The following is a 17044-nucleotide window of genomic DNA, read 5'->3' on the forward strand; positions in this document are numbered from 1 at the left end:
CCGATTTCTCCTTTTTAGTGCGTAAAAGCTTGATTGTTTTTGTCTAAGTATCTGTCTTTCGCTAGATTCTTCTTTCGACGGTAAATTAGGATTAACACAGCACCAATAATTAAAACGATTGAGATGGATTGTGCCATCCTGAGGCCGCCCAGCATTAAACTATCTGTTCTTAAGCCTTCTATGAAGAAACGACCGACAGAATACCAAATCACATAAGATAGGAATAGCTCCCCGCGGCGCAGGTTCACCCTTCTAAGCATAATTAATAGAGCAAAGCCGACGATATTCCAAATAGACTCATATAAGAAGGTCGGATGATAGTAGGCACCATTAATATACATTTGATTAATGATAAACTCAGGCAGCTGGAGGTTTTCAAGGAAAGTTCTAGTGACTTCTCCTCCGTGTGCTTCCTGATTCATGAAATTTCCCCACCGGCCAATGGCCTGACCTAATATAATACTTGGTGCGGCAATATCGGCAATTTTCCAAAACGAAATCCCGCGTTTTTTAGCGAAAATATAGGTTGTTACAACGGAACCAATTAGTGCACCATGGATGGCAATGCCGCCATTCCAAATCTGAATGATTTGACTTGGATGCTGCGAATAATAGCCCCATTCAAAAATAACGTAATATAATCGTGCAGAGAGGATGGCAATGGGGATTGCCCAAAGCATTAAGTCTGCAAAGGTATCCTTTGGAAGCCCCCTCTTATCTCCTTCTCTAATGGCAAGAAAAAGTGCCAATGCTAAACCAGAACCGATAATGAGACCATACCAGTGGACTTGTATGGGTCCTAAGGCAAAAGCAATTGGGTCAAGCGGCTGTATAGTTGAATTCATACCATTTCTCCTTTTTTAAATTATTCCTCGTGTTCTCCATCCTCAATAACATCAGATAGGCGTTCTGTAAATTGTTGTGCAGCATTGACCCCCATTCTTTTTAGACGATAGTTCATTGCAGCTACTTCAATAATAACAGCTAGGTTTCGGCCGGGACGGACTGGAACGGTGATTTTTGTAATCTCCGTATCAATGATTTTCATTTTCTCTTCATCTAATCCAAGACGGTCGTATTGCTTCGTGGCATCCCAAATTTCCAGGTTTATCACCATGGTAATTCGTTTATTGCTGCGAACAGCCCCCGCTCCAAAAAGAGTCATGACATTAATAATCCCTAGCCCGCGAATTTCTAATAAATGCTCAATTAAGTCTGGCGATGCTCCAACGAGCGTGTCCTGGTCTTCCTGACGAATTTCTACACAGTCATCAGCCACAAGCCTGTGCCCGCGTTTAACCAGCTCTAATGCTGTTTCACTTTTACCTACACCACTTTTCCCTGTAATTAATACCCCGATTCCATAGATATCAACTAAAACACCATGGACGGCTGTCGTTGGGGCAAGCTTACTTTCTAAAAAGTTCGTTAACCTGCTTGAAAAACGTGTTGTTTTCATGTTTGAACGCAGTACGGGAACGGATTCTCGCTCAGAAGCTTCAATCAGTTCTTCAGGAATCTCTAATCCTCTTGTAAGAATGATGGCAGGAGTGATGTCTGTGCATAATCGTTCCATTCTTGAAATGCGTTCCTTTTTGGACAATCCCTCAAAGAAAGAAAGCTCCGTTTTACCTAATAGCTGAATTCGTTCTGCCGGATAATATTCAAAATATCCAGCGAGCTCAATTCCCGGTCTTGAAATATCACTCGTAGTAATGGGACGATCAATTCCTTCTTCACCGCTAATTAATTCTAGTTGGAATCTTTCATAAATATCCTTCGTGCGTACCTTTGGCAAAAGTTTTCCTCCTTAATAGAAAAGCGAAAGCGCACTCAGCGCTGCAGCTAGATAGTCTCATGGCTTAACTCAATTAATTTCTTCTTATTTTAGCACTATTTAATTAAATTTCATAACCAAATGGAAGTTATTCGGTTTTTAATACAATCCTCAATTAATGGGAAAATAAATAGGAATGAAATACACAACTGGTATAGACAACTATTCCACTTGGAGCTATAATAAACTCATAAAGGTACTATTTTTGAAATGGAGATGAAGATTTTGAGCCTACTTTTAATGGTTCATGGCAAGGCAGTTCTAGAAAATGAAGTAGCGGAATCTATCTATATTTATATGGAACATGGAAAAATCAAAGAGATTGGTCCTATTGAAACTCTTCCTTCCCATTTAAAAGATGTTGAGAAAATAGAAATCTCAAAGAAACAACATGTTGTTCCCGGTTTTATTGATGTCCACATACATGGAGCTGCAGGTGCAGATACCATGGATGCGACAATAGAAGCGTTAGAAACAATGGCAAAAGCTCTGCCTGCTGAAGGAACTACAAGCTTTTTAGCCACAACCATTACCCAAAAACACAAAAATATCGAAAATGCTCTGAGTAATGCGGCATCTTACCTAAAAGGACACAATGACTCTGGTAAATCAGACATTCTCGGTGTTCATTTAGAAGGACCGTTTATAAATGCAAAACGAGCTGGTGCACAGCCGAAGGAATACATTATCGATCCTGATATTGAATTATTTAAGCATTGGCAGGAGCTTGCTGAAGGAAGCATTAAATTAGTAACCGTAGCCCCTGAACTTGAGAACGGGACAAACTTTGTTGCCTATTTGCATGAAAATGATGTGATTGCTTCTATTGGTCACTCGGACGCGATTTACGAAGAGATGGAAAAGGCCGTTGAGGCAGGAGCTAAACAGGTAACACATTTATTTAATGGCATGAGAGGAATTCATCATCGTGAACCTGGGGTTGCCGGTTCCGCTCTTCTTTTTAAAGAATTAATGGTGGAATTAATTGCCGATGGGATTCATGTTCGTCCCGAGGTAATGAAGCTTGTCATTAATGCTAAAGGAACAGAGGGCATGATTTTAATAACAGATGCAATGAGGGCAAAATGCCTAAAAAATGGAGTTTATGATCTTGGCGGGCAAGATGTATCCGTTAGTGATGGAAAAGCTCTACTTGCCGACGGAACACTTGCTGGCAGTATTTTAAAAATGAACGACTCTATTAAAAACATCCTAGAAGCTGCAGACATTTCTCTATCAGAAGCTGTTCAAATGGCAAGCGTGAATCCTGCCAAACAATTAAAAGTCTATGACACTAAAGGAAGCATTTCGCCAGGAAAAGATGCAGATATAACGATTTTATCAAATGAATATCAAGTTGAAATGACATTCTGCCGTGGAGAAATTGCATATAAAAAGGGGTAATACCATGAAACTAATTCGTACAGAAAATTATGCAGAGATGAGCTTAGAGGCTGGAAAAATCATCGTTGACAAAATACGCTCTAACCCAAGCCTAACGCTGGGATTGGCTACAGGAAGCACGCCAAAAGGTGTTTATGATTATTTAATCCAGGATTATGAGGCAAATAGAACATCGTATACGAAGGTGAAATCTGTCAATTTAGATGAATATATTGGACTTCCTGCAAAGGACCCGAATAGCTACCATTATTTCATGAACCAAAATTTATTTAGCCATTTGGATATTAGCGAAAATCATACTCATATTCCAAATGGAGCGGCCGGGGATTTAGAACAGGAATGTCTTCGATACGAACAGCTCATTAAAGAGCTTGGAGGGATTGACCTTCAACTTCTCGGTATCGGAGAAAACGGACATATAGGTTTTAATGAACCAGGAACCGCCTTTAACAGCAGGACTCACATCGTCACGTTAGCCCACAATACAAGGGAAGCAAACTCACGATTTTTTAACTCTCTTGACGAAGTGCCTGCACATGCGATCACAATGGGAATTGCCTCCATCCTTGAAAGCAAGGAAATTCTCCTGCTGGTTTCAGGAGAAAGAAAAGCCGAGGCATTAGCCAAGTTTGTAAATGGAGAAATAAGCGAGGATTTCCCTGCCTCTGCACTAAAGTATCATGAAAATGTAACTGTCATTGCTGATAGAGATGCATTAAAATATATCTAGTACTTTTCTCTCGGAGGAGGTGTTTACATGATAAACAAAAATTCACCGGTTCCCATTTATCATCAACTAGAAGAGTACATTAAACAACAAATAGAGAATGGCATTTTAGCGGAAGAAAGTGTTATTCCCTCAGAACGGGAATTTGCAGAGCGCTTTCAAATAAGCCGAATGACAGTCAGACAGGCCATTAATAATTTGGTTTCTGAAGGCTTTTTAAAAAGACAAAAAGGCAGAGGCACATTTGTTACTAAGAAAAAGGTCGAACAAGAACTACAAGGAATGACGAGTTTTACGGAGGACATGCTCTCGAGGGGGATGAAACCAAGCAGCATCTTGTTATCCTTTCAAATTATCCCAGCTGGCAAAAAAACAGCTCTTGCTCTTAGGATAGAAGAAGCTGATTCTGTTTATAAAATTAAACGGATCCGTTTAGCAGATGGTGCCCCAATGGCACTTGAAACGGCGTATATCCCAGTCGAAATTGTCCCAGGGCTGACTGAGGAAAACAGTAACCTTTCACTTTACCAATACATCGAGGAAAATCTTGCTCTGTCGATAAGTGAGGCGACTCAAGAAATTGAAGCATCTACAGCTGATACTTTAGACGCGGAAACCTTGGAAATCAATATCGGCGACCCCATCCTCTTGATAGAGCGGATTTCTTATTTACAAGAGGATATACCCTTTGAATTGGTAAAATCAACCTTTCGTGCAGACCGATATCGCTTTATTCATACCATGAAACGGTAAGAAAAGCGGAATCGTCAGAACTTTAGGTATACAAATAAAGAAAACCCGCCAATCATTGATTGGCGGATTTTCTTTATAATGTTGTGGGATTCTTTATTTAATTAAGGACCTGATAGTGATACAGGGTTATCTTCTACGGATATCATTTACTCCGAATGATTCCCGACAAAGATCTTTTTACTTTCACACGGGAATCATTCCTCTCGAATGGTTACAGGCAAAGCTCTTTTTCCTCTCTCACGGGAATCATTCCTCTCGAATGATTCCCGTTAAAGGTCTTTTTCCTCATCCACGGGCATTATTCTTTTGAATGGTTACCGCTCTAACCTTATTTCCTCTTTTACAACCATCATTTCCAATGCTCTTAATCCTACAATAGGTCAATTGCTTTATTTTTCACAAATTACCCATATTCAATGTCCACTTTTGCCTTTTCCCATATGATAATAGTGAGCAAAATATTCATGACATAAGGAGAGTGATAAAAATGAAATTCATGCTCGATGCCGGCCACGGCTATAACACAGCTGGAAAAAGAACAATCGATGGAATGCGCGAATACGAATTCACCAGAAAGGTAGCAGCTTTCGCGAGAGATTTGCTAACCTCCTATCAAAATGTCACCGTCTATTTCGCCCATTCCGATGAACGAGACGTTCCTTTGCAAGAGCGGACTAATACCGCCAACCGCCTAAATGTCGATGCGTATGTGTCCATTCACGCTAACGCCTATGGGTCAACCTGGAATGACGCTAATGGAATTGAGACCTACGTATATACGACGAATCACCAGGAGACCTATCAATTAGCACAAAAGGTTCAAAACAATATGGTCTCGTTAACCGGTCTTAGAAGCCGCGGCGTTAAAACAGCAAGTTTCCACGTTCTTCGTGAAACGAATATGCCAGCCATTCTTGTTGAATGTGGCTTTATGACCAATAGAAATGAAGCAGGTTTAATGCGTACAGAAGATTTCCAAAGAAAATGTGCCCTAGCCATTGTCAATGCACTTGCTGCCCAATATAATTTAACCAAGAAAGCAGCACCGCCACCTTCTACACCTAAACCTCCAAGTAATCCTGCCCCATCTGTTCGATCAGATTTGTTTAAAGTTCAAGCTGGTGCTTTTTCCGAAAAAAGCAATGCAGATGCGCACGTTAAGAAGCTTAAATCCGATGGATTTGAAGCATTTGTTTCTACTGATGGCTTATACAAAGTACAAGCTGGTGCTTTCTCCGAACGAAAAAATGCAGAAGCTCTCGTGGCACGCTTAAAGGCCAAAGGCTACCAAGCGTTTATTTTCACTGATTAACAAAAAAAAACTAGCGCCAGATGGTTGCGCTAGTTTTTTTTAGACGATTTAAGAAGTGTTTTATCCAAAACCAGTGTGAATAGTGACATGATAACAGAGGCTAATAATGCCATTCCGAAACCTGCAATTTCAAACGCGTCACCCATCAAATAATCGGTTATCTCAAGAGTTATCGCATTAATAACAAATAAGAAGAGACCTAATGTTAAGATGGTAGCAGGCAAGGTTAAAATTACTAGAATCGGGCGAACGATGATGTTTATTATCGATAATAAAAAGCTCGCCGAAAGGGCAGCCGCAAATCCATCCAGCGCAAAGCTTTCAGAAAAATAGCCTGCAATCGCCATGAACAAAACACCATTGATTAAGATTCCAAGCAACCATTTCATTTATCAAATCTCCTATTATTTGCTTACCTCATCCGATTTATGAAGTGTAATCGATCCTGTTTTCGTATCGACAAAGATCTTTAACATGCGGTCAGGATGATTAACCGATTGAAAGCGAAGCATTTTTTGAATCATTTCACTTTTTTCCTCAAGGACTTGAATTCCATCCAGCTTTATATTAAAACCACCAAGATTTGTTTTTAATTCGCCACTAGCAGCCACTCCATCAGGGATATACAAATCAATACCGCCTGTCGTCGCTTTAGCTGCGATTAATTCACAGCGATTTCCTGTCAGGTTATAGGTGGTATTTCCATTTAAGGTTTGCGTTTCAACCTTTCTAAAGTCACCATCTAGCTTGATGGCGCCATTAATGGTTTCAACCTCAAGGGCATCGATGGCACTCGTTTGAAGGGTAACATGACCATTTGCTGTTTCGATTTCTGCTCTTTTCCCGTTTAAACGGGCGAGTTCTATTTTCCCATTGGCTGTTTTCATACGCAAATCACCAATCGTTAATTCTTCACCTGATATAGGACCATTGAACATTCTTACACGAACGGCTTCATATTCAGCCTGAGGAACATAGACCACCGCATCAACCTTCATCCATTTTTGCTGAGTCATGAACCTCAGTTTTTGTCCATCAATCGCAAAGAGGACATCTTTTAAAAAGTTTTCCCGGGCTTGTTCCGAGTTCTCTACACGATAAACCTTTGCCTGGCATTCAATCCGAACATCGTTTTGATCCCAAGGTACCAGCTTAAGGGAGCCATTGGCAAGATCGATATCCATATCACGTAAGTATACATCGCCCTGATGAAAAATATGTGAGATTTCCACCGATTGGCCGAAATTCAAATCAAAGTCAAGGTCTTTAATCTTTTTCAATGCACTGTCGACAAAATCAAAGATTTTATCCTTTGCTGAATGAACTTTACCTTGTGTTGACTCTTCTTTCTTTGCTTCTTCAAACTTTAAGGCAGTTGAAATTTCTTGTGCAATTTGTTCCTGCTTTTGTTCCATCGTTTGGCTAGCTACCTCAAGCTCTTCTAGTAAGGTTAATGCCTCATCAACGCTAAGCTTTCCATCTTCAACCATTTTTAAAATTCTTTTACGTTCATCCTTCATCATTATCCACTCCAATAAATGTATTCAATCAATCCTATTCCGTCATTAAAGCTTTTACGCCTTTTATGACATTCCAGATGGTGACAATTAAACTAACTAAGACCATAATACCGGCCGAAACCAGTGTGAAAACGGGAATGGCACCATTGTTTATAGCATTAATATCATTAAAAATAGCGAATATTAGCAGCGGAACAGGTATAAGTGGGATTAAATGCGATAAGAATGCTTTTTTTGCATGGCTTTTCGTTACGTCGTCTCCAGATGCAAGCATGACAACAAGCGGAAACAGTATTCCTGCAAAGAAAATACTAAAGTAACATAATCCTGAAAGAACCTTCCGAGTATCCATTAGTAATCACTCCCCCTTATTGGATATTTACGTATGGGGAATATGAAAGTTTCATCCTATTGATAAAAAAAGCTAAAACACAAGGTTTTAGCTTTTTCCAATCGTTTCTTTTTCATGTATTTGTTCTTTCATTCGTAACCGGTCTCGCTCGAGGATTGGTTTTAAGTATTTGCCTGTATAAGACCCTGGCGCTTCAGCTACCTTTTCAGGTGTTCCTGTTGCCACAATCGTACCGCCCTTGTCTCCACCCTCAGGACCGAGGTCAATAATATAATCAGTTGCTTTAATGACATCTAAATTGTGCTCAATAACGAGTACCGTGTCGCCATTTTCAACAAGTCGCTGAAGGACGACTAATAATCTAGAAATATCGTCGACATGAAGGCCTGTTGTCGGTTCATCTAAAATGTAGAAAGATTTACCGTTTGAACGTTTATGAAGCTCAGACGCTAGCTTTACACGCTGTGCTTCTCCTCCGGAAAGGGTGGTTGCTGGCTGACCAAGTGTAATATAGCCTAAACCAACATCATTGATGGTTTGCAGCTTTCGGCTGATTTTAGGAACATTCTCAAAAAATTCAACTGCGGTTTCAACGGTCATATCGAGAATTTCAGAAATGCTCCTCCCTTTGTATTTCACTTCAAGTGTTTCACGGTTATAGCGTTTCCCATGACAAACCTCACATGGAACATAGACGTCCGGCAGGAAATGCATTTCAATTTTGATAATTCCATCGCCACGGCAGGCTTCACAGCGGCCGCCCTTAACATTAAAGCTAAAACGTCCTTTTTTATAGCCACGGACCTTCGCTTCGTTCGTTGTCGAAAACAAATCACGGATATCATCAAATACTCCCGTGTACGTTGCCGGATTAGAGCGAGGTGTTCTGCCAATTGGAGATTGGTCGATGTCGATAATCTTATCTAAATTCTCAATACCTATGATATCCTTATGTTCACCAGGCTTTGTTTTCGCGCGGTTAAGCTTCTGTGATAGTGTTTTAAGAAGGATTTCATTGATTAATGTACTTTTCCCAGATCCAGAAACACCCGTCACAGCGACAAACATGCCTAGTGGTATTTTCACATTTACATTTCGCAAATTGTTCTCAGCTGCACCTTTTATTTCGATATACCTTCCATCTGGCTTACGACGTTCTATCGGAAGTGGAATAAACCTTTTACCAGATAAATACTGGCCAGTCAAAGAATCCGGATGTGCCATTACTTCGGCGGGTGTTCCTGCTGCAATAACTTGTCCGCCGTGAATTCCTGCTCCAGGACCAATATCGATGAGATAATCCGCAGCAATCATTGTATCTTCATCATGTTCAACGACAATCAAGGTGTTTCCGATATCACGCATATTTTGCAGCGTTCCTATTAATCGGTCGTTATCACGTTGATGAAGTCCAATCGATGGCTCGTCTAATATGTAGAGAACCCCAGTTAACTTAGAACCAATTTGTGTAGCCAAACGGATTCGCTGTGCTTCTCCTCCTGAAAGAGTACCTGCCGCACGTCCTAAGCTCAAGTAATCGAGTCCAACATTCATTAGGAATCCAAGGCGCTCACGAATCTCTTGAAAAATTAATTTACCGATTTGCATTTCTTTGTCCGTTAATATTAATTCATTAAAGAACTGATTGGATTCTTCAATCGATAACTCTGTTAATTGAGAGATATGGCGTCCCGAAATGAGCACGGCTAAGGTTTCCTTCTTTAAACGATGACCTTTACATACATGGCATGGCTGCTGGCCCATGTATTTCTCCATTTGCTCCCGAATCCAATCAGAGCTGGTCTCTTTATAGCGGCGTTCTACATTATGTATGACACCCTCAAATTCAATATGACCTTCACGGATCTGTCCAAAATCATTTTCATAGCGGAAATAAATTTTATCACCTTTGGAACCATAGAGAACCTTTTCGATAAGGTGTGGCGGGATGTCCTTGAATGGCATGTCCATATCTACCCCATAATGATTGCATACCGCTTCAAGCAATTGCGGATAATATTGCGAGCTAGTTGGTTCCCAAGGTGCAATCGCATGCTGTTTTAATGATAATTCCTTATTCGGTATCACAAGATCCACATCTACCTCGAGCTTAGAACCAAGTCCATCACACTCAGGACAGGCACCAAAGGGGCTATTGAAGGAAAACATGCGCGGTTCTAATTCACCGATTGAAAAACCGCAATGTGGACAGGCGTGGTTTTCACTGAAAAGAAGCTCCTCTTCTCCGATCACATCGACAATAACCTTTCCTTCACCTAGACGTAAGGCCGTTTCAAGCGAGTCTGCAATTCTTGCGGAAATCCCTTCCTTTACGACTATACGGTCAATCACCACTTCAATGGAATGCTTTTTATTCTTGTCTAAAACAATTTCTTCGCCAAGGTCAAGCATTTCTCCGTTGACACGAATGCGTACGAAACCTTGTTTCTTTATATCTTCTAATACTTTCACATGCATTCCTTTTCGCCCGGAAACAACCGGAGCAAGGATTTGCATTTTGGTTCGCTCTGGGTATTCCATGATTCTGTCTACCATTTGTTCAATCGTTTGTGAGGAGATTTCAATATTGTGGATGGGACATGTTGGTCTGCCAACACGGGCAAAAAGTAATCGCAAGTAATCATAAATTTCCGTCACCGTCCCCACAGTTGAACGGGGGTTTTTGCTTGTTGTTTTTTGATCAATTGAAATCGCAGGTGATAATCCCTCAATGGAATCAACATCAGGTTTATCCATCTGCCCTAAGAATTGTCGTGCGTATGCAGATAGTGATTCCACATAGCGGCGCTGCCCTTCTGCATAAATCGTATCAAAAGCAAGGGAGGACTTTCCTGAACCAGAAAGTCCTGTGATCACAACAAGCTTATCTCTCGGAATGGTGACATCTATATTTTTTAAATTATGGGCTCTGGCGCCTTTTACAATCAATTTATCCATCGCCATGGTTACGTCATCCTTCCGCTTTTAACTCTAATAATAAATCACGAAGCTCAGCTGCACGTTCAAAATTAAGCGCCTTTGCTTCTGCCTTCATTTCTTTTTCCATCGTAGCAATCAACTTATCTCTTTCCTTCTTCGACATCTTACCGAAGGATGCTGCTGGTTTGTAATCTTCCTGCTCCTCAGCAGCATGGGTGGCACGAATAGCCTCGCGAATTCCCTTTTGAATCGTCATCGGCGTAATGCCATGCTTTATATTATATTCTTCCTGGATTTTGCGACGCTCTCTTGTTACATTAATCGCAATTTCCATCGAATTTGTTATTTTGTCTGCATACAAAATAACATGACCATTGGCATTACGCGCTGCCCGGCCGATAGTTTGGATCAATGAACGTTCCGAACGAAGGAAGCCTTCCTTATCGGCATCGAGAATCGTAATCAGCGAAACCTCAGGAATATCAAGACCTTCTCTTAGCAGGTTGATTCCGACGAGGACATCATACTTGCCGAGCCGGAGCTCACGAATAATCTCAATCCGTTCAAGTGTCTTCACTTCTGAATGCAAATATTGGACTTTAATGCCTATTTCTTTTAAATAGTCCGTTAAGTCCTCCGACATTTTCTTTGTCAGCGTCGTAATAAGGACTCGTTCATTTTTCTTGATTCGCTCCTGTATTTCACCAATGATGTCGTCGATTTGACCCTCAATTGGACGGATCTCTATTGTTGGATCCAACAATCCAGTTGGTCGAATGATTTGCTGAATCATTTCCGGAGTATGCTCTAGCTCAAAAGGACCTGGCGTTGCTGATACAAAGATCGCATTATGAATATGCTTTTCAAATTCATCATAGGTCAACGGCCGGTTATCTAGCGCTGATGGCAGACGGAAACCGTGGTCCACAAGCACCTGCTTCCGGGCTCGATCACCATTGAACATCCCTCTAACCTGCGGCAGGGTAACATGTGACTCATCGACAATCAAAAGAAAATCTTCTGGAAAATAATCAAGCAGCGTATAGGGTGTAGAACCAGCAGGTCTTAGTGTCAGATGACGTGAGTAGTTTTCAATTCCTGAACAAAAACCCATTTCCCGCATCATTTCAAGATCATAGCGAGTACGCTGTTCAATCCGCTGCGCTTCAAGCAATTTATTTTCCTCACGGAGGTCTTCTAGGCGTTCTTCGAGTTCTTTCTCGATATTCTCGATGGCTACTCTCATTTTTTCTTCTCTGGTTACGAAGTGGGAAGCTGGAAAAATGGCTATATGATCACGTTCACCGATAATTTCCCCCGTTAGGGCGTCGACCTCACGAATGCGATCTACTTCATCGCCAAAAAATTCTACGCGCACACAATGTTCATCACGGGACACAGGGAAAATTTCCACCACATCGCCGCGAACTCGGAACGTACCACGTTTGAAATCAATATCATTTCTTTCATACTGAATATCGACCAAACGGTGCAGCAGCTGGTTGCGTTCAATCTCCATACCTGTCCTTAGTGACAGCACCATTTCTCGGTATTCTTCAGGTGAACCGAGACCGTAAATACACGATACACTGGCAATGATAATAACATCCTTCCTCTCAAATAAGGAGGATGTTGCGGAGTGCCGAAGTTTATCAATTTCATCATTAATACTGGCGTCTTTTTCAATAAATGTATCTGTCGAAGGAACATAGGCTTCCGGCTGAAAATAATCGTAGTAACTGACGAAATACTCAACAGCATTATTTGGGAAAAATTCCTTAAATTCACTGTATAGCTGACCAGCTAAGGTTTTATTGTGAGCGATGACAAGTGTCGGCTTGTTTACTTCTTTTATCACGTTTGAAACAGTAAACGTCTTACCTGTTCCAGTGGCACCAAGCAAGGTTTGGTAGCGCTTATTCTCATTAATCCCCTGAACTAACTGTCGAATCGCTTCCGGCTGATCGCCTTGCGGTGAATATTTCGAAACTAATTCAAATTGATCCTTCACTGATCTTCCTCCCGTACGATAAAATCACTTTCTAGCAAAGAACTTGCACATGTACCGGGATGGTGCTGGAAAGTGTATCCTGAAACTCTAATAGTATCATTCTAACACAATTCCCCAAAAACAAACCACTAATATGCGAACGAACATTCGATTTTTTGATATAAAAAGCAAAAAAGCCTGCCATTTAATTGACAGACTTAACATCTACGGTGGGTGATTACGTTTTTTTGAAAACTCTTTGTTTCATTTTTGCGGCAAGCCAGAAGCCAACTGTAAGCGAAAAGGCATCTACAACGATAAGTGGAAAAGTATTGGTATACCCTTTAAAAGCAGAGGCAGCAATGAGCCCGACGGTCAATGCAAGACCGATAAGCCGATTGTATGTGACTCTGGTAAATAGCAGCACGAGTAAGCCCGGCAAAATCAGTGCAGACAAATATCTAATAACCATCTCCAAAATGGGTCCACCTCATTTATTTCATTTCTGTTTATTCATTTTAGAAATTTATTCACAAAATTGCAAGAAAAAAGACAAGAGATCGACACTCTTGTCTTCGAAACAATTATCCTCTCTTTTTAAGAGATATTAATAAAGCTAATAATCCTGCTACTAATGCTGCGATTGAAAGATAAAGCGGTGTGTTTGAGAAATTAGTTTCTTTGACTTCTTCTGTTACTTTTTCTTCTGATGGAGCATCTTTATCAGTCGTTTTTTCTCCATGGCCGTGTGCAGAAGCATCAGCTGGATTTACAACTGTTACAGAAGCAGGGTAATTTGCCTCTTCTGCTTCTACCCATTCTACAACACTTCCATCCGAGTAGGTTTGGATCGCTTTCCAAACGATTTCGGTTGCTTCGTCGCCTACTTTTCCGTTCATGTTAAACTGACCAAATTCAGTAGCAGATAGGCCTTCACCTTCCGTTGTCCAGGTCACTGATGTAATTTTACCAGTGTCATCTTTCTGAATTTCATAATTCCATCCTGACTTTGGTTCAAAACGTGTAATATTAACATTTTCAGGAATTAATACTTGAATTTTTGTTGTCAAAACATCTTCTTTTTCAGACGGTACTTTTACCGTAAACATTTGATATGCCCCTTGTGACGTTTCATTTGGCCCAACGGTAACATGAGCACTTGCTACCCCGGCAAAAAGAGAAAAAGCAACAATTATTGTTACTAGTGAAGTAAATAATTTTTTCATTTTAATATCTCCATTCTTAAAAAATATTTTATAACATTAATAAGTTCCTTACCTATAAAAATAAAGATTTTTACTCTTTCTTTATATGACCCTTATGGGCTATTTTTTTAAACAATGGACTAAAATGTTCATAGAAATGTCACAGTGATGGAGCTTGAAAACCATATTCAACTCGCTATATATGCCATTAAAAACATTATAGTAAAAAATAGAACCCTAAGGCAGCTGCCTAGGGGTTCTATTTGCTGTTTATTTTGTTTCCCGGTGCAGAGTGCGTTTTTTTAGGCGTGGGCTATACTTCATTAGCTCAATACGGTCTGGGTTGTTTCGCTTATTTTTTGTGGTAATGTAATTGCGATCTCCTGTTTCGGTACATGCTAATGTGATTTTTACTCTCATTCTATATTCCTCCCAATCGTTAATATTCTAATGTAGAAACCGTAAATGCCGGAAGCGGATCGTTAAACCCACTCCAATCCATTGTCATTTCTTCATCAGATAATAAGCATTTGTCTAATGAAGCCTCAATTTTTTCTCGATTCATATCCACACCGATGAAAACAAGCTCTATCATCCGATCTCCAAACTCTTCGTCCCATTTTTCCAGGAGTTCTGGTTCTTCCAAAAGGATTTGGGCTCTTTCCTGTTCAGGATATGCCGCCAGCCATTCGCCAGCACCTTCAAGGATAATAGAGGGTCCTGCTTGTGATAACAAACCTGTCATATCATTTCGCGTTGCCAGCCACAAGAAGCCTTTTGCCCGAACAACATCTACTGGCCAGTCCTCTAACCACTGCATCAATCTTTCAGGATGAAAAGGTCTATTTTTACGATACACAAAGGAAGAAATCCCATATTCTTCTGTTTCTGGAGTGTGTTCTTCCAGCAGCTCTTTAATCCAGCCGGCACCTTGACTTGCCTCTTCAAAATCAAATAACCCGGTATCCATAATTTCACTTAATGCTACTTTTGCATGCACACTTTCAATGATTCTCGCCTCAGGATTTAACTTTTGAAGGACTTTTTTCAGTTCAAGAACACTCTCGCCGTCCACTAAATCTATCTTGTTTAATATCAACACATTGGCAAATTCAATCTGATCAATCAATAAGTCAACCACTTCACGAGTATCAAATTCATCGTTTCCTTGCTTACGATCAAGTAAGCTTTCACCAGAGGCAAAATCATGCCAAAAACGATTGGCGTCTACCACAGTCACCATTGTGTCAAGCGTGCAGTATTCTGAAAGGTTGATTCCAAGATCCTCATCGATATATGTAAATGTTTGGGCAACAGGAACAGGCTCAGAAATTCCAGATGATTCAATTAAGATATAATCAATATCTCCTGCTTGAACAAGCCTTTCCACTTCAATCATTAAATCCTCTCTTAATGTGCAGCAAATACAGCCGTTTTGTAGCTCAACTAGTTTCTCATCTGTTCGAGAAAATGCACCTTGTTTTATTATCGAAGCATCAATGTTTACCTCACTCATATCATTTACAATGACAGCAATCTTTTTCTGCTCACGATTGGCTAAGACAAAATTTAATAAAGTTGTTTTCCCTGACCCTAAGTAACCACTTAGTACAGTAACAGGTATTCTTTTTGTCATTTCCATCACCCCTAATTCAAAATCATTACGATTTACAAAACACAAAACGTAATAGTTACGATTTACATCTTACAAAACTATCTTCAGTAAAGCAAGTTTTTTTTAGGTGTACTCCATAAACTTTCTTGTCTTCTTCAAGAGGTATTGTTAGTTGATCCAGTCTATTAAATTAAAAGATTCATATTTTCATTTACAAATGAATAATCATGTTTTAAAATGTAAAACGAAACAATTACGATTTATAACCAAAATAGAATGGAGTTAAAAAAAATGAAGATTTCTCAATTCGTTACCACTTCTGTACTCGTGTTAAGTCTTATTTTAGCCGGATGTGGAAAAACCGAAACGGTAAATAAAAGCGACGATAAAAAGAATCAAGATACAGTAACAGTCTATACGACTATCTATCCGCTTGAGGATTTTACGAAAAAAATTGGCGGTGAATTTGTTGATGTTCAGAGTATCTATCCTCCAAACGTGGACGCCCATACATTTGAGCCCTCTCAAAAGGATATGGTCTCCCTTGCTAATTCCGATTTATTTATCTATACAGGAGTTGGACTTGAAGGATTTGCGGATAAAGCTGCGGAAGCTTTGAAAAAAGAGGACGTACAAATCGTCAAAGCTGCGGATGGCATTGAACTCCTCGAAACGGAAGATGAGCATCATCATGGAGAGGGTGAGTCTGAAAGTGAACAACATGAGGATGAAAATGGGCATTCTGAGGAAGATACGCACAAAGATTCCGAGGCACATGAAGATCATGCCGATGGTGACCTAGACCCCCATGTATGGTTAGATCCGGTTCTATCTATTGATTTAGCAAAAAACATCAAAAATGCTTTAAGTAAGCAAATGCCAGAACGCACAGCCGAGTTTGAATCCAATTTTAATCAGCTAAAAGATGAGCTAGAAAAACTGGATCAAGAATTTAAAACTACGATTGAGAGTTCAAAGACGAGGAACATTCTAGTTGCACATGCGGCCTACGGTTATTGGGAAAAGCGGTATGGCATTGAAGAAATTGCTATATCAGGTTTATCACCTACACAAGAACCATCTCAAAAAGAACTGCAAGCAATCATTGAAGAGTCTGCCGAACATAATATTCATTATGTGATTTTCGAGCAGAATGTTTCACCTAAAATAGCAAAAATCATCCAAGAGGAAATAGGAGCTAAGTCTCTTACTCTCCATAATTTAGAAGCTATAACAGAAGAAAACATTAAACAAAAAGATGATTATTTCAGCATCATGCGTAAGAATTTAGAAACCATCAAGACCGTTTTAAATAACTAACAACAATATGCGGCTTATCTATCCCTGCCATTTATTGCGGCAGGGGTTTCCCTTACATATGTGGAACGA

The 17044-nt window shown here is 40.1% G+C and carries 16 protein-coding genes; 5 read left to right on the forward strand and 11 right to left on the reverse strand.

The window, feature by feature from the left end:
• Nucleotides 1-14: 14 nt before the first annotated feature.
• Together lgt and hprK are read right to left on the reverse strand one after the other, a co-directional pair.
• On the reverse strand, nucleotides 15-845 hold the full coding sequence (gene lgt, locus MLOOGBEN_RS01715; RefSeq protein ID WP_179156526.1) for a prolipoprotein diacylglyceryl transferase: 831 nt from the start codon (nucleotides 843-845) through the stop codon (nucleotides 15-17).
• Nucleotides 846-865: 20 nt separating this feature from the next.
• Nucleotides 866-1798: an HPr(Ser) kinase/phosphatase gene (gene hprK, locus MLOOGBEN_RS01720; RefSeq protein WP_179156527.1), complete on the reverse strand. Its 933-nt coding sequence runs from the start codon at nucleotides 1796-1798 to the stop codon at nucleotides 866-868.
• A 264-nt stretch (nucleotides 1799-2062) separates the two neighbouring features.
• Here hprK and nagA point away from each other — a divergent pair, with 264 nt between their 5' ends.
• The 4 genes from nagA to MLOOGBEN_RS01740 all read left to right on the forward strand — a co-directional run bounded on the left by nagA (nucleotide 2063) and on the right by MLOOGBEN_RS01740 (nucleotide 6033).
• Nucleotides 2063-3241, forward strand: a complete 1179-nt coding sequence (gene nagA / locus MLOOGBEN_RS01725; protein ID WP_256988793.1) for an N-acetylglucosamine-6-phosphate deacetylase — start codon at nucleotides 2063-2065, stop codon at nucleotides 3239-3241.
• 4 nt (nucleotides 3242-3245) lie between these two features.
• The gene (nagB, locus tag MLOOGBEN_RS01730; protein ID WP_179156528.1) at nucleotides 3246-3971 is read left to right on the forward strand and encodes a glucosamine-6-phosphate deaminase; all 726 of its coding nucleotides are present in this window, start codon (nucleotides 3246-3248) and stop codon (nucleotides 3969-3971) included.
• Between the two features lie 27 nt (nucleotides 3972-3998).
• Complete coding sequence (locus MLOOGBEN_RS01735) at nucleotides 3999-4721, forward strand: GntR family transcriptional regulator (RefSeq protein ID WP_179156529.1); 723 nt, start codon at nucleotides 3999-4001, stop codon at nucleotides 4719-4721.
• A gap of 487 nt (nucleotides 4722-5208) precedes the next feature.
• Nucleotides 5209-6033 (forward strand): N-acetylmuramoyl-L-alanine amidase, encoded by an 825-nt coding sequence (locus MLOOGBEN_RS01740; protein ID WP_179156530.1) that lies wholly within the window; start codon nucleotides 5209-5211, stop codon nucleotides 6031-6033.
• A 29-nt stretch (nucleotides 6034-6062) separates the two neighbouring features.
• On the opposite strand, the gene MLOOGBEN_RS01745 is transcribed toward MLOOGBEN_RS01740, so the two are convergent.
• From MLOOGBEN_RS01745 to MLOOGBEN_RS01785, 9 genes are all read right to left on the reverse strand, one after another.
• Nucleotides 6063-6422, reverse strand: a complete 360-nt coding sequence (locus tag MLOOGBEN_RS01745) for a phage holin family protein (RefSeq protein WP_179156531.1) — start codon at nucleotides 6420-6422, stop codon at nucleotides 6063-6065.
• Nucleotides 6423-6437: 15 nt separating this feature from the next.
• Nucleotides 6438-7553, reverse strand: coding sequence for a DUF4097 family beta strand repeat-containing protein (locus MLOOGBEN_RS01750; protein WP_179156532.1), 1116 nt, complete (start codon nucleotides 7551-7553; stop codon nucleotides 6438-6440).
• A 34-nt stretch (nucleotides 7554-7587) separates the two neighbouring features.
• Entirely contained in the window at nucleotides 7588-7905 is a 318-nt protein-coding gene (locus tag MLOOGBEN_RS01755) for a magnetosome magnetite crystal formation protein family (protein ID WP_179156533.1), read from the reverse strand.
• A gap of 87 nt (nucleotides 7906-7992) precedes the next feature.
• Nucleotides 7993-10869 carry an excinuclease ABC subunit UvrA gene (gene uvrA / locus MLOOGBEN_RS01760; protein WP_179156534.1) on the reverse strand — a complete coding sequence of 959 codons (2877 nt, stop codon included), beginning with the start codon at nucleotides 10867-10869 and terminating at the stop codon, nucleotides 7993-7995.
• Nucleotides 10870-10876: 7 nt separating this feature from the next.
• Complete coding sequence (gene uvrB / locus MLOOGBEN_RS01765; protein WP_179156535.1) at nucleotides 10877-12856, reverse strand: excinuclease ABC subunit UvrB; 1980 nt, start codon at nucleotides 12854-12856, stop codon at nucleotides 10877-10879.
• Nucleotides 12857-13073: 217 nt separating this feature from the next.
• On the reverse strand, nucleotides 13074-13307 hold the full coding sequence (locus MLOOGBEN_RS01770; protein ID WP_179156858.1) for a DUF2198 family protein: 234 nt from the start codon (nucleotides 13305-13307) through the stop codon (nucleotides 13074-13076).
• A 112-nt stretch (nucleotides 13308-13419) separates the two neighbouring features.
• Nucleotides 13420-14061 (reverse strand): YcnI family copper-binding membrane protein, encoded by a 642-nt coding sequence (locus MLOOGBEN_RS01775; RefSeq protein ID WP_179156536.1) that lies wholly within the window; start codon nucleotides 14059-14061, stop codon nucleotides 13420-13422.
• A 249-nt stretch (nucleotides 14062-14310) separates the two neighbouring features.
• Nucleotides 14311-14460 (reverse strand): 50S ribosomal protein L33, encoded by a 150-nt coding sequence (gene rpmG / locus MLOOGBEN_RS01780; RefSeq protein ID WP_117325841.1) that lies wholly within the window; start codon nucleotides 14458-14460, stop codon nucleotides 14311-14313.
• A gap of 19 nt (nucleotides 14461-14479) precedes the next feature.
• On the reverse strand, nucleotides 14480-15676 hold the full coding sequence (locus MLOOGBEN_RS01785; RefSeq protein ID WP_179156537.1) for a GTP-binding protein: 1197 nt from the start codon (nucleotides 15674-15676) through the stop codon (nucleotides 14480-14482).
• Between the two features lie 270 nt (nucleotides 15677-15946).
• On the opposite strand from MLOOGBEN_RS01785, the gene MLOOGBEN_RS01790 reads away from it, so the two are divergent.
• On the forward strand, nucleotides 15947-16975 hold the full coding sequence (locus MLOOGBEN_RS01790) for a metal ABC transporter solute-binding protein, Zn/Mn family (RefSeq protein ID WP_179156538.1): 1029 nt from the start codon (nucleotides 15947-15949) through the stop codon (nucleotides 16973-16975).
• The last annotated feature ends 69 nt before the right edge of the window (nucleotides 16976-17044 follow it).

This window comes from Bacillus sp. EB106-08-02-XG196, assembly GCF_013396335.1.
GTDB lineage: Bacteria > Bacillota > Bacilli > Bacillales > Cytobacillaceae > Neobacillus.

Bases quoted from the DNA above. Each gene is read 5' to 3' on its own strand.
- lgt (WP_179156526.1), bottom strand. From the start codon at position 845: ATGAATTCAACTATACAGCCGCTTGACCCAATTGCTTTTGCCTTAGGA.
- nagB (WP_179156528.1), top strand. From the start codon at position 3,246: ATGAAACTAATTCGTACAGAAAATTATGCAGAGATGAGCTTAGAGGCT.
- MLOOGBEN_RS01735 (WP_179156529.1), top strand. From the start codon at position 3,999: ATGATAAACAAAAATTCACCGGTTCCCATTTATCATCAACTAGAAGAG.
- MLOOGBEN_RS01740 (WP_179156530.1), top strand. From the start codon at position 5,209: ATGAAATTCATGCTCGATGCCGGCCACGGCTATAACACAGCTGGAAAA.
- MLOOGBEN_RS01745 (WP_179156531.1), bottom strand. From the start codon at position 6,422: ATGAAATGGTTGCTTGGAATCTTAATCAATGGTGTTTTGTTCATGGCG.
- MLOOGBEN_RS01750 (WP_179156532.1), bottom strand. From the start codon at position 7,553: ATGAAGGATGAACGTAAAAGAATTTTAAAAATGGTTGAAGATGGAAAG.
- MLOOGBEN_RS01755 (WP_179156533.1), bottom strand. From the start codon at position 7,905: ATGGATACTCGGAAGGTTCTTTCAGGATTATGTTACTTTAGTATTTTC.
- uvrA (WP_179156534.1), bottom strand. From the start codon at position 10,869: ATGGCGATGGATAAATTGATTGTAAAAGGCGCCAGAGCCCATAATTTA.
- MLOOGBEN_RS01770 (WP_179156858.1), bottom strand. From the start codon at position 13,307: ATGGTTATTAGATATTTGTCTGCACTGATTTTGCCGGGCTTACTCGTG.
- MLOOGBEN_RS01775 (WP_179156536.1), bottom strand. From the start codon at position 14,061: ATGAAAAAATTATTTACTTCACTAGTAACAATAATTGTTGCTTTTTCT.
- rpmG (WP_117325841.1), bottom strand. From the start codon at position 14,460: ATGAGAGTAAAAATCACATTAGCATGTACCGAAACAGGAGATCGCAAT.
- MLOOGBEN_RS01785 (WP_179156537.1), bottom strand. From the start codon at position 15,676: ATGACAAAAAGAATACCTGTTACTGTACTAAGTGGTTACTTAGGGTCA.
- MLOOGBEN_RS01790 (WP_179156538.1), top strand. From the start codon at position 15,947: ATGAAGATTTCTCAATTCGTTACCACTTCTGTACTCGTGTTAAGTCTT.